The sequence below is a fragment of the Aerococcus sp. L_32 genome, assembly GCF_050689315.1.
On the sequence record NZ_JBOEQF010000061.1, the window covers coordinates 1 to 12,246 of the forward strand.

At 40.4% G+C, this 12,246-nt stretch carries 10 protein-coding genes and 1 pseudogene; 10 read left to right on the top strand and 1 reads right to left on the bottom strand.

The annotated features are described in order from the left end of the window. The 8 genes and pseudogenes from ACRCJ0_RS05800 to ACRCJ0_RS05835 form a co-directional block, all read left to right on the top strand. Positions 1-280, top strand: a pseudogene (locus tag ACRCJ0_RS05800) (acetyl-CoA C-acyltransferase); the annotation flags it as partial. Between the two features lie 85 nt (positions 281-365). Then, positions 366-1,151: an enoyl-CoA hydratase/isomerase family protein gene (locus ACRCJ0_RS05805; RefSeq protein ID WP_431389806.1), complete on the top strand. Its 786-nt coding sequence runs from the start codon at positions 366-368 to the stop codon at positions 1,149-1,151. A gap of 50 nt (positions 1,152-1,201) precedes the next feature. Beyond that, positions 1,202-2,146 (top strand): LysR family transcriptional regulator, encoded by a 945-nt coding sequence (locus ACRCJ0_RS05810; protein WP_271735817.1) that lies wholly within the window; start codon positions 1,202-1,204, stop codon positions 2,144-2,146. Between the two features lie 103 nt (positions 2,147-2,249). Next, positions 2,250-3,227 carry an NAD(P)H-dependent flavin oxidoreductase gene (locus ACRCJ0_RS05815; protein WP_048728860.1) on the top strand — a complete coding sequence of 326 codons (978 nt, stop codon included), beginning with the start codon at positions 2,250-2,252 and terminating at the stop codon, positions 3,225-3,227. Between the two features lie 12 nt (positions 3,228-3,239). Next, positions 3,240-4,442 carry an acyl-CoA dehydrogenase family protein gene (locus tag ACRCJ0_RS05820; RefSeq protein WP_325757004.1) on the top strand — a complete coding sequence of 401 codons (1,203 nt, stop codon included), beginning with the start codon at positions 3,240-3,242 and terminating at the stop codon, positions 4,440-4,442. Positions 4,443-4,529: 87 nt separating this feature from the next. Then, positions 4,530-6,095: a CoA-transferase gene (locus ACRCJ0_RS05825; RefSeq protein WP_431389809.1), complete on the top strand. Its 1,566-nt coding sequence runs from the start codon at positions 4,530-4,532 to the stop codon at positions 6,093-6,095. A 122-nt stretch (positions 6,096-6,217) separates the two neighbouring features. Further along, a complete protein-coding gene (locus ACRCJ0_RS05830; protein WP_420085265.1) occupies positions 6,218-6,448 on the top strand; it encodes a hypothetical protein in 231 nt (76 codons plus the stop codon). Between the two features lie 170 nt (positions 6,449-6,618). Beyond that, complete coding sequence (locus ACRCJ0_RS05835; protein ID WP_431389811.1) at positions 6,619-9,054, top strand: 5'-nucleotidase C-terminal domain-containing protein; 2,436 nt, start codon at positions 6,619-6,621, stop codon at positions 9,052-9,054. 70 nt (positions 9,055-9,124) lie between these two features. On the opposite strand, the gene ACRCJ0_RS05840 is transcribed toward ACRCJ0_RS05835, so the two are convergent. After that, the gene (locus tag ACRCJ0_RS05840) at positions 9,125-9,352 is read right to left on the bottom strand and encodes a hypothetical protein (protein WP_431389813.1); all 228 of its coding nucleotides are present in this window, start codon (positions 9,350-9,352) and stop codon (positions 9,125-9,127) included. A gap of 728 nt (positions 9,353-10,080) precedes the next feature. On the opposite strand from ACRCJ0_RS05840, the gene ACRCJ0_RS05845 reads away from it, so the two are divergent. Both ACRCJ0_RS05845 and ACRCJ0_RS05850 read left to right on the top strand, forming a co-directional pair. Next, on the top strand, positions 10,081-11,259 hold the full coding sequence (locus ACRCJ0_RS05845) for an ABC transporter substrate-binding protein (protein WP_431389817.1): 1,179 nt from the start codon (positions 10,081-10,083) through the stop codon (positions 11,257-11,259). A 390-nt stretch (positions 11,260-11,649) separates the two neighbouring features. After that, on the top strand, positions 11,650-12,246 hold a 597-nt coding region (locus tag ACRCJ0_RS05850), incomplete at its 3' end, for an ABC transporter substrate-binding protein (RefSeq protein ID WP_431389815.1).

Consider the following 12,246-nt stretch of genomic DNA (forward strand, 5'->3'; position numbering starts at 1 on the left):
AACTGGGTTAACTTTAGATAATTTAGATTTAATTGAATTAAATGAAGCCTTTGCCTCACAAGCTTTAGCGTCTATACGTGAATTAGGTATTGATCAATCCATCACCAATGTGAATGGTGGAGCGATTGCCCTAGGGCATCCTCTAGGGGCAACAGGTGCGATTTTAACATCAAGGTTGCTAGCTGAAATGGGCAAGCGTGAAGACAGTAAATACGGCATGGTGTCTATGTGTATAGGTGCTGGTATGGGTGCTGCGGGTATATTTGAGTATATTCGCTAAACAAGATGTTGGCGGTGGTTAGCTAAATTATCCGAAAACTATATGATTAGCTAGTCACTTGCCCATTTTGCAAAGGAGTAAATCAATGTTTGAAACAATTTTATTTACCATCGAGAACCAAATTGCAAGGATTACCTTTAATCGTGAAGCTTCCGGTAATGCCTTTTCTGAAACAACTTATCAGGAAGTGATTGATGCTGTAGCATCGGTTGAAGAGAATCCAGATGTAAAAGCGATTGTAATTACAGGGGCTGGAAACTATTTCTGTGCTGGTGGTGATATTCGCCAATTTAAAGACTTGGTGGCGTCTGGTGAAGGTATTCCCGAATCAGGTGTGATTAAAACAGGAGAGATGGTTGCAGCTGTTCGTAGGTCGTCTAAACCAGTGATAGCAGCCGTAAACGGTGTGGCAGCTGGTGCTGGGTTAGGCTTAGCTTTGGCTTGTGATTTTATTTTGATGGGGGAAAATGCACAATTAGTGACGGCCTTCATTCAGATGGCTTTTCCAGGTGATACTAGTTTGCTCTTTAATTTGAGTCAATCAATTGGCGTTTACCGGACTAACCGTCATGTCATGCTAAATGAACCCATTACATCTGACTTAGCCGAAGACTATGGACTTACCTATCAAGTAGTAGCGGATGAAGGATTACTAGCAGCCGCGTTGGACTTAGCTAGTCGTTTTGTTGCCGGCCCTTCTGTAGCTATAACTTATCAAAAGGCAATTATGTATGATCTACAATATCCAAAGGCTTTAGAGAATAACAAATTAGAAGCGAAATATATGCGTGAAGCTTCCTTAACTGCAGATCACCGCGAGGCAGTAACTGCTTTCTTAGCAAAAAGAAATCCTCAGTTTCAAGGGAAATAGCCTGGTATGTTAAACTATTGGCAAGAAGAAACGTAAAGGGGCCAATAAATATGGACATCAACCAAATGCAGTATTTCGTGGAAATTGTAAAATCAAATGGTAACTTAACAGTTGCCGCAGAAAATCTATTTGTCTCACAGTCAGCTTTAAGCCAATTTATTAAAAATTTTGAAAAACAACAGGGTGTGTCGCTTTTCAACCGAAAGAACGGTAGAATTGTAAGCGTTTCCGAATCGGGGATGCGCGTTTATAGTTCAGCTTTAAAAGTCTTGAACCAATACAACAACTTGGAACAAGTCATTGAGAAAGAATCGCTCGTCCACAAGGGGCGCATCAAGATTGGGATTCACCCAACTTACTTAAGATTTTTCTTTAATAAATTTATTCCACAATTTCTCATCGAAAATCCAGATGCCCACATTGAAATTGTTGAAGCAGGTACTAATGATTTATACCGGATGCTACAAGATAATATGATTCATATGGCAGTCCTAGTACCACCTGAGATATTAGATGAAAATAAATATGAATCACATCAATTAGTGAGAACAGAAATTGTGGCTTTTATGGGACCAGACCATCCTTTAAGGACGAAACGCCTACTTAAATGGTCACATCTAGATGGCTATCATTATGTTACTTATAACAAGGAAGACATTGTGCACGATTTGGTTAGGGAAAAATTGCGTACCCATGATTCTAAGGCGATTCAATTGTTTACTTCAGGTTCTTGGGATTACATGATTGAAACAGTCCTCTATAATCAATTAGTTGCGCTTTTGCCAACAGTATATTTTAGTTTATTTATTTCAAAATTAAATCAAATGGGGATTGTGGAGAAACGATTTGAAGATCCTATTCCCTATATTCCAACCTTAGTACGTGAGAAAAAAGCAGGGTATTCAAAAGTTGAAAACTTTGTTTACCAATCTATTTTAGAGAATTTCTATCTAGAAAATGAAAGTCTTAAATATGATTTTCTAGATGAAGCTTAATTAGTGGTTATTAGATAAATACGGTGCGGATAATGAACTTTCATGATAAGTGCAGGCCTATTTGATAACCTCTAATCGTTAATATGAGAAGGAGCGATCCAATATGCAAACGCGTGTCACTGAAATGCTCAATATTCAGTATCCAATTATCCAAGGGGGAATGCAGTATATGTCGCTGGCTGAACTTGCTTCAGCTGTGTCAAATGCTGGTGGACTTGGTATAGTACCGTCCATGGCTTTCCCGGACGTAGATAGTTTAAGAGCTGAAGTCAAAAAAATGAAAACTTTAACTGATAAACCCTTTGGCTTCAACATTTCATTAGTACCTGAAGTAGCCATGCCAGAAGTGATTATGGATTATATTCAAGTCTTGGTTGAAGAGGGGGTACCAGTAGTTGAAACTTCTGGTCAACGACCAAGAAACTTTATCCAACCATTGAAAGATGCTGGTATTAAAGTGATTCATAAAGTTACCTCCATCCGCCATGGGTTAGCGGCACAGGAAGATGGTGCGGATATCATTGCCTTTGTTGGTGCTGAAGGTGGTGGCCACCCAGGAGTAGACCTTGTTTCTGGGCCTATACTTTGGGCTAAAGCGGTAGAGAAAATATCTGTACCTGTATTGGCTGCTGGTGGGATTGTGGATAGTAAAAGCCTATATGCCGCTATGGCTTTAGGTGTAGATGGTGTCTTAATGTCCACTAGATTTCTAGCAACACCAGAAGTGAATGCTTCGGATACTTATCGGCAGGCCTTATTACAGATACCAGAAAATGGGACTGTTTTAACAATGACATCTTTAAGAAATGCTATGCGTGTGGCTAATAATGAAATGGCTCAAGAAATCCTTCAAGCAGAAAAAGACGGCGCGACACTAGAAACACTAATGCCTTTGATTTCAGGGCGTAGGTCTTATGAAGCGATGCAAAATGGGGATGTCCAACATGCACAACTCAGCATGGGTCAAGGCGTGGGGCGAATTAACGAGATTATGACAGTTGATGAAATATTTGAGGAGCTTATTAATGGGTTCCAAGAACGACATGCCTATATGACTAACCTTTCGGCTGTATTTAAGTAGGAGGGTAGGCATATGGATAAACAGCAGATACTTTCAGATTTATATCCTGAAGACGTCTATGGTTTCAGCCAAAAATTAACTGAAATAGAAGTTGAATTGTTGAGTAAATTGCGTCAAGTATTAGAAAATCAAATAGCGCCTACTTTAAAACAGCACTGGAAAGAAGAGACTTTTCCTTTTGAGGCTTTTAAAACGGTCGGCGACCTAGGTTTAATGAATCATCCTGATTTATTCAAAGAAAGCCAGTACCCATATAAAGTGAGCGAATATTTTAATCTTTTCCGTTATTATGAATTGGCCAGGACGGATATGTCCTTAGCGACCTTTATGACTGTCCATGCGGGGCTAGGCTTCACTACCTTACTACAAGGCGGAAGTCAGGAACAAATTGATTATTTCGCACCAAAATTTACTAGTTTTGAGTGGCAGACTTGTTTTGCCTTAACAGAACCTGATCACGGGTCAGATATAGCTGGAGGCATGGCGACAACAGCGGTGAAAGATGGGGATAATTGGCTATTGAATGGTGAAAAGCGGTGGATTGGTGGTGCTGGTTCAGCTGATTTTATCCCTGTATTTGCCCGTAATCCAGAAAATAATGATATCCTTTGCTTCATGGTATCAACCGCAACCGAGGGCCTTACCGTAGAGAAGATTGATGGGAAAATAGCCCTAAGACTGGTACAAAATGGTCATATTCATTTAAAGAATGTACAGGTGGCTGAGGCCTTTAGACTACCTAAAATCCAATCCTTTAGAGATGTTTCGCGTATCCTTTACGCAACGCGTGCAGATGTTTCCCATATTACGGCAGGTGGGCATGCGGGTGCCTTAAGAGCGGCTTTGAAATATACGGGACAGCGAGAACAGTTCGGTAAAAAAGTTAGCCAATTCCAAATTACCCAGGAAAAATTAGCGAGGATGCAAGCGAATGCTGCAACTGGCTTATCCTTATCTTATCGCTTAGCTGAACTTCAAACTGAGGGGAAATATGCTGAAGTGCCAGCTTCAATTGCTAAAATGCAAAATGCTCGTTTATTAAGGGAAACTGTAGCATTGGGTAGAGAAATTTGCGGAGGAAATGGTATTACGGTGGATACGGAAGTTGCAAGATATTTTGGAGATGCAGAAGCCATTTATTCCTACGAAGGTACACATGAAGTGAATAGTTTGATTATAGGGCGACATTTAACAGGATTTAGCGCCTTTGTATAGTTTGTTTAAAAGTCTTGTGGCGGACCGGGTGCGAAAACTTAGTCCGCTATTTTTATTGAAGCATTAAAAAGAATTTAGAGGTGGACTATGAAAAGTAAGGTACGTTCAGTAACAGAAATTGTCACCTTAGTGAAAGATGAGGCACGTATTGCTTTCACAACTAGTGGTATTGGTGGTTTGGCGGAGGAATTTTTTAGCGCCTTACGTCAGCAATATGAGCAAGCCAGTCATCCAAAAGACATTACGGTGATATCAGTTGCAGGACTCAGTCGCGGTGAGGGAACGGGAATCGATTTATTGTTAGCACCTGGATTACTCAAACGCTATATCGGGTCTCATATCCACGGGGCCCCATTAACTGGGCAAGCTGCTTTAAATAATCAAATTGAACTATTTATTATACCGCAAGGAACGATTGGTTTACTTTATCGAAATGCCGCGGAAAATGGACCGGGCGTATGGACAAAAGTTGGACTTGATACCTATGTAGACCCTCGTCATTCTGGCGGAAAAATGTCTGATAAAGCTCGTCAGCAAGAAGACTTAATGGTAGTTGAAAATCTGCAAGGCGAAGAGTGGTTATTTTATAAGAGCATTGGCATTGATGTAGCCGTTATTAAGGCAACTTATGCTGATGATCAGGGGAATTTGACTTTCACGCATGAACCTATGAATCTACAAGCCTTAACAATGGCTATTGCAGCTAAGAATTCTGGTGGAATCGTCATTGCTCAAGTTGAACAAGTAGTTAAAAGAGGAAGTTTACAGGCAAAATCCGTTCTTGTACCAGGGATTTTGGTAGATTACGTGTATAAAGGCACACCTGAGTATCATCAACAAACTTTTGCTACAAGCTATAATCCGTTGCTTTCAAATGAAATTCGTAGCGATTATTTGCCAATAAAACCAGCACCCTTGTCCCCTAAATTAGTGATTGCACGCAGGGCAGCTTTGGAATTGAAGCAGAATTCGATTATTAATATAGGAGTTGGGCTTCCTTGTATGGTATCTAATTTATTTTATGAAGCCAATTTACTTGATGAATATCATTTCACCACAGATTTAGGAGCTGTTGGTGGGGTACCTGCTCCCGGATTTGACTATGGACCAAATTATAATGCAGAGGCAGTCATTAACTCTGGTGACATGTTCGACCTATACCATGGTGGTGGTCTAGAGACAACAGTACTTGGATTTGGTGAAATAAACCAAAATGGCAATGTGAATACGACTTTATTGGGCAACCGTATTATGGGGCCTGGCGGCATGATGGACATTGCGGAAGGGGCAAAGCAAATTATTTTTGTAGGTCCTTTTATGGTGAAAGATAAAAGTCATGTTGAAAATAACCAGCTAGTGGTTGATGAACAAGGAAGTAATAGTAAATTTACGGACGCCTTATCTTATGTCACTTTCAATGGGCTAAAAGCAGTTAAGGCGGGTAAGAAAATAACCATTGTGACTGATAGAGCGGTGTTTGTGTTGAATAAGGAAGCGAAATTGGTTTTAACTGAAGTGGCACCCGGTCTAGAATTGCATAAGGACGTTCTTGACCATATGCCATTTAACCCGGAAATTGCTGAAGACTTAAAAGAAATAGACAGCCAATTATATCAGGATGAATGGGTTTTAAGTAATCATCAAGTACGATAATGTATTTTTATTAGAAGATGATGAGGGGACGTAACTTGGCAATATTTGACATACCTTAATAAAGAATATAAAATAAGCGTGACTAATGGCTGTATTTATGTATTTAGGAGATAGTAATGTTGATGAATAGGGTAGCAATTGTCGTTGAACCAGTGACAAAGGACCAATCTGGCGAAATTCGCGTCTTAGTTGATCAAATGGTATACAAGGCAAAGAGTGCAATTCCTGACGGTGAATTCGTTCAAAACGAATTGGTTAAGATTTGCCGCATTGAAGACGACATCGCATACTGCCAACGTGGTATGTTAGATAATCAATATGATCAAGATATCAAAGTTTCTGTTGTTAGCTAAACTTTGCAATATATTATATTAGAAGCAGGTTTCCGGTAATAGGGTGCCTGCTTTTTTTATTTTATAAATATTATTTACACAAAATTTACATCATATAAATAGCGATATTAACATTTAGTCGGTATTATGCTAAGTGGGACACTTATTGGGTTTTATATGAGGAGGAGAACATGTCAAAACGTTATTTTATTTCTACTAGTCGTATTGTGTTATCTATCGCAGCAACAGGTATCGTTGGTTTAGCAGCTACAACTCAAGTTGAAGCAGCAGAAGTAACCGCCGTTGCTGAAACACCCGCAACAAATGCCACAAGTACTGAAGCAACCACTTCTGAAGTGGTTGCCGAAGAAGCACCTACAACTGAGGAAGCGTCAGCAGTTGAAGAAACTGTAGCAAGCGAAACAGCAGCATCTTCAGCAATAACTGAAACAACAGAAGAAGTAACTACTGAACCTGTCGTTGAAGAATCAACACTTGTAGATCCAGTTGTTGAAGACGTGATTACTGAAGACTTAACAGTGTCAGAAGTAGCCGTTGAAACACCGGTAACGGCTGCAGCAAGCGACGCAGATACGGATGGTGATGGTCGTGTGGATGAAATTACCATTGCCCATACAAATGACATTCACGGTCGTGCTGAACAAGCTAACGGTGTAATTGGTATTGCAAATGCAGCCCAATATTTTGAAGAAGTTGACGCAGATGTGATTGTAGATGCTGGGGATGCATTCCAAGGTTTACCTTTATCTAACCATGATGAAGGTGCAGCAATGGCTGAAGCGATGAACGAAGCTGGCTATGACGTAATGGCAGTGGGTAACCATGAATTTGACTTCGGTCAAGATGTTGCAACTGGTTATCAAGACAAAACTGGTTTCCCAGTATTATCAGTAAACACTGTATATGCAGATAGCCAAGAGTTAGTATTTGAACCTTCTACAAACGTTTCGACACAAGGGTATAACTTAGGTGTCGTTGGGGTAACAACACCAGAAACAGCGACTAAAACACATCCAAATAACGTTCAAAACATTGAATTCTTATCTCCAATTGATACAACAGTTAATGAAATTAACCGTTTAATCGAAGACCAAACAACAATTGAAGACGCCTTTATCGTCTTATCTCACTTAGGTATAGATGCAACAACGAATGAAGAATGGCGCGCAACTGCTTTAGCAGCGGCCTTAGATGACGTTGCAGCATTCGATGCTTACCAAATTATCGTCTTAGATGGTCACTCTCATACAGCTTTTGCCAATGAACGTTACGGTAATGTTTTACTACAACAAACAGGTACTGCTTTAAATAACATTGGTTTAGTGACATTGAACTTTGTTGATCCATCATTAACAGAAGGTCAATTAGTGGATGCACAAACAGCCTTAGAAACAATTGGTTACGAATTTGACGAAGAGGGCAACCAAGTAACTGCTGGCCGTACAAATGAAACAGTTCAAGCGATTGTTGATGATGCTTCTGCTACTTTTGAAGAAGAAACAGGTCGCGTGATCGTTGAAGAAAACCCAATCTGGTTTAACGGTGTTCGTGAGCACGTGCGTTCACACGAAACAAACTCAGGTACATACATTACCGACGCAATGGTTGAATACGGCCGTAACGGTGGTTTCAACAACCCAACTGATTTCGCTATGATCAACGGGGGTGGTATTCGTGAGCAAATCGTTCAAGGGGAACCAATCACTGAAGGCGACGTGATTGCTGTTTTACCGTTTGGGAATATCATCTCTCAAATCCAAGTAACTGGTGAAACAATCTACGACATGTTTGAATTGGCTTACTCAGCAACGACTGTAACGGAACCTTATTCATCTTCTGATGGTCAATACACTGTAGAAGCAATCGATGAAGACTCAAACTTACCAAGTCTAGCAGCTTTAGGTGGTTTCTTACAAGTATCTTCTGACATCAAAATCTACTTCGACCCAACATTAGAAGCAGGTCAACGTGTATTAGGTGTTTACATCTTAAACCGCGAAACCGGTGAATTTGAATTAGTGGCTGATGACGAAAGTGGTAGCTACTTCATGGCAACTAACGACTTCTTAGCACAAGGTGGGGACGGCTATACGATGCTATCTGGTGAACGTGAAGAAGGACCTTCGTTAGACCGTGTTGTGATGGATGCAATGGAAAGTGGCGTTGTAAACTTAGCAGACTATGCTGACGAATTACCACAAAACCAAATTATCCCAATCTTAACTGCTGACTACGAAGCTTTACTAGCTGAAGCTGGTGAAACACCAGGTGAAGAAGTTCCGGGCGAAGAAGTACCAGGTGAAGAAACGCCTGCAGAGGAAACTCCGGCAGAAGAAACAACTGGCGGTGAAGCAGAAGAAGAAGCGACTTCAGGTAAAACGGATGGACAATCAGGTTCAACTGAAGCTGGTTCTACAGATAAAACAATAGATAAAGCTGATCCTAAAACCCCAGGTAAATCATCTAAAGCTGAAGAAAAAGAAGCAGCTGTAGCCGCTGCGGCTACATTGCCAAAAGCTGGATTCACAGCAGGTGGCTTTGGGTTTGCCTTCTCAGCAATCGTTGCTGGATTAGGTTTAGCCTTACCAGGACGCAAACGTAAATAATCGATACTAATAGAAGATACAAAAAGAGGGCTGTCTGGATTAAAGGAGACAGCCCTCTTTAATTTGTAAACTAAACTAAACCTAAAGCATTAATCAGTAATGGAATAGGTGCGACTGGGACAAGGGTTGAAAGTAAGAGTCGTTTTGCCAATTGTTTAGGATGTAAATCGGTATCATTGCCTCGTGACATGGCCCAGACCCCAAAGGAATAGATAAAGAGATTGGTTGGGATATTGATGAGCGAGGTATAGAACATGCCGTCAGGTCCGTATAAGGCGAGGATTAAAAGAAGGCCCATAAAACCATTATTTTGAAAGAAGGTTAGAAACTGAACAGATCCGGCTATGGTTATTGGTGCTTTTAATAATTGTTGTCATTCAGCGACAAACCCTATCAGCATAATCATCACCAAAATGATCATTTGAATTACATACGTCAGAGCTTCACAGCTTTATTGATTTTACTATCATTATATAGACCACCGAGAAAGATTAGCTGGAATCAATAGGAAAAAGGAAATAGGCAGGAATAAGCCAAAAAAGATATAAATAAAACGATTAGAGTCAAGTTAGGGCGATAAGTAGGCAATCTCAAAGGAATTTACAAAAAATGATAATTTGATTAAAATAAAGCTTTATTATTAGAATTTAATTTGGTATATTATAGACAACTCAGAAAAACGAAAAGGAGCGAGGTACCATGACTAAAATGAACGAAAAATCATCGATGGCTATTTGGGCCTCAAACCCGATTAGTATTTCTCACACATCTTTATTACTTTTATTAGCTTAGTTAGGGTTCTACAACATGATGTAGGGTCCTTTTTTCCATGAAATATGGGCCTAGCTAATTAGCCGGTGGCTCGTATCTCACGAAGCGCCGGCTTTTTTATTGGGACCAGTTAGCTAAGAAGAGTGACGAGAATGAAGGAGAATATTTTGAGTTAAGGAATCCCCTTTTTCAAAGAAGGGGATCGGCAATTATATTAAAGTTTAAAATTATAGTGGAGATATAGGAGGATTTATGATGAATATTAAAGGGATTAAACGTTTCTCAGTCATGTTGCTGTCAACAATGGTAATTGCGGGTTGTGGAAATTTGACGCAGACTTCTAGTTCGAATTCTAATACGAGTGAGGACACGATTAAAATTGGTGGGAACTTTGAGTTAACGGGTTCTGCTGCTGGTTACGGGAATGATATTAATAATGGAGCGAAACTAGCGGTTGAAGAGATTAATGAAGCTGGTGGGATCGACGGCAAGCAAATTGAATATATTGAAGCGGATAATAAGTCGGATGCTAATGAATCAGCATCTGCAGCGGCGCGTTTGATTGATGAAGAGGGCGTATCAGCGATTATTGGCCCATCGTTAACTGCCAACTTCCAAGCGCAAATTAATGCAGCTACACAAGCGCAAGTGCCATTTATTGGGCCAGCGGTAACAAGTGATGGGGCAACCTTGGATTCTAATGGCGAAGTTTATGAATATGGGTTCTCAGTAGCCTTCCTAAACTCCTTCCAAGGGGGAGCGATTGCACGTTTTTCAAATGACCAAGGCTATGAAACGGCAGCGGTTATGCAAGATAACTCGTCAGATTACGGACAAATCTTGTCAGACGAATTTACAAGCGCTTTTGAAGGGGATGTTGTAGCAACTGAATCTTATGTATCAGGCGATACAGATTACTCTTCTATCTTGACGAATATTAAATCTAAAAATCCGGATGTTATTTTCATTGCTGGTTACTATACTGAAGCGGGAACAATCATCAAACAAGCGCGTGAAATGGGCATTGAAGCAGCGATTGTTGGACCAGATGGTTTGGCCTCAGAAGAGTTGAGCTCACTTGCGGGTGAAGAAAACATGAATGACATCTACTATGTGTCTCATTTCGCCTCAGATGAAGATGCTTCAAAAGCCTCTCAAGAATTCTCAGCAGCCTTTGAAGAAGCCTACGGTAAAGCACCGGATGAGTTTGCGGCCCTAGGTTATGACGCAGTTTACCTATACGCAAATGCGGTAGAAGAAGTGGGTTCTGAAGACAACCAAGCCATTGCTGAAGCGATTGCTAACACCACTGACTTCCAAGGGGTAACTGGTGCGATCACAATGAAAGAAGACCATACACCAAATAAAACAGCCTACATCCAAGAGATTCAAAATAATGAAGTGGTTGGATCAACGGCAGTAGCGCCAGAATAGGTTTTAGTATTTTTGGAATGGCAAAAAGGAATCTCCGGATTTTCTAGCAAATTTCTAATAAAAGGCTTGTAACCCTTTAAAAACTTTGCTATATTAATAGCAACTCATTAAGAACAAATTAGAAAGGAGTGAAACAAGATGAAAACAGCTGTAAAACAATCCTGCAATGTCAATAGTCCTGTTTCGCCAACCTTTGCTAACATTATTATTATTATTAACTAAGGGGATTCTACAAATGTGTAGGGTCCTATTTCTCGTTAAAGAGGGGCCTTGGTTAGAACGACGGTCCTGAAGAGGCTGTCGTTTTTTTTATGGCAAATAATGATGTAGCGCTTGGGTTTGGACATGAGGCAAAATTAAAATCAATTACGTTCTGGGGAGGACATATAGATGAAATTTAGAAAACTAGCTTTAACTTTATTATCTACCGTCACTTTAGCTGCTTGTGGGGCTGCGACTTCTACTAGCAATTCAGGCGCTTCAAACACTGCAGACAACGAAACTTTCAATGTTGGTGGTAACTTTGGTTTATCAGGTGCCTTTTCTGCTTACGGTACTGCGATCAATGATGGTGCAGCCTTAGCCTTTAAAGAAATCAATGAAGATGGTGGTGTCTTAAGTAAAGATGTGAACTACATCTCTGTAGACAACAAGTCAGATGCAACTGAGTCAACTACGCAAACTGCTCGTTTAATTGATGAAGAAAACATCTCCGTTTTGGTGGGTTCTGATACAACAGGATCAACTGAAGCACAAATCCAAACAGCGACTGACGCAAGTGTGCCAATTGTTGCGCCAGCAGCGACAGGGGACTCATTAACATTAGATAGCTCTGGTAATGTCCTGGAATACGTATTCCGTGTGCCATTCCAAGATGCTTTCCAAGGTTCTGTATTAGCGGAATTTGCTAACCAAGAAGGTTACGAAACTGCAGCAATCATCCAAGATAACTCTTCTGACTACGGTCAAAACTTAGCAGCTGAGTTT

Excerpts from the sequence above, each read along its gene's own strand:
- ACRCJ0_RS05805 (WP_431389806.1), top strand. The coding sequence starts at position 366 with ATGTTTGAAACAATTTTATTTACCATCGAGAACCAAATTGCAAGGATT.
- ACRCJ0_RS05810 (WP_271735817.1), top strand. The coding sequence starts at position 1,202 with ATGGACATCAACCAAATGCAGTATTTCGTGGAAATTGTAAAATCAAAT.
- ACRCJ0_RS05815 (WP_048728860.1), top strand. The coding sequence starts at position 2,250 with ATGCAAACGCGTGTCACTGAAATGCTCAATATTCAGTATCCAATTATC.
- ACRCJ0_RS05820 (WP_325757004.1), top strand. The coding sequence starts at position 3,240 with ATGGATAAACAGCAGATACTTTCAGATTTATATCCTGAAGACGTCTAT.
- ACRCJ0_RS05825 (WP_431389809.1), top strand. The coding sequence starts at position 4,530 with ATGAAAAGTAAGGTACGTTCAGTAACAGAAATTGTCACCTTAGTGAAA.
- ACRCJ0_RS05830 (WP_420085265.1), top strand. The coding sequence starts at position 6,218 with ATGAATAGGGTAGCAATTGTCGTTGAACCAGTGACAAAGGACCAATCT.
- ACRCJ0_RS05835 (WP_431389811.1), top strand. The coding sequence starts at position 6,619 with ATGTCAAAACGTTATTTTATTTCTACTAGTCGTATTGTGTTATCTATC.
- ACRCJ0_RS05840 (WP_431389813.1), bottom strand. The coding sequence starts at position 9,352 with ATGGGCCTTCTTTTAATCCTCGCCTTATACGGACCTGACGGCATGTTC.
- ACRCJ0_RS05845 (WP_431389817.1), top strand. The coding sequence starts at position 10,081 with ATGAATATTAAAGGGATTAAACGTTTCTCAGTCATGTTGCTGTCAACA.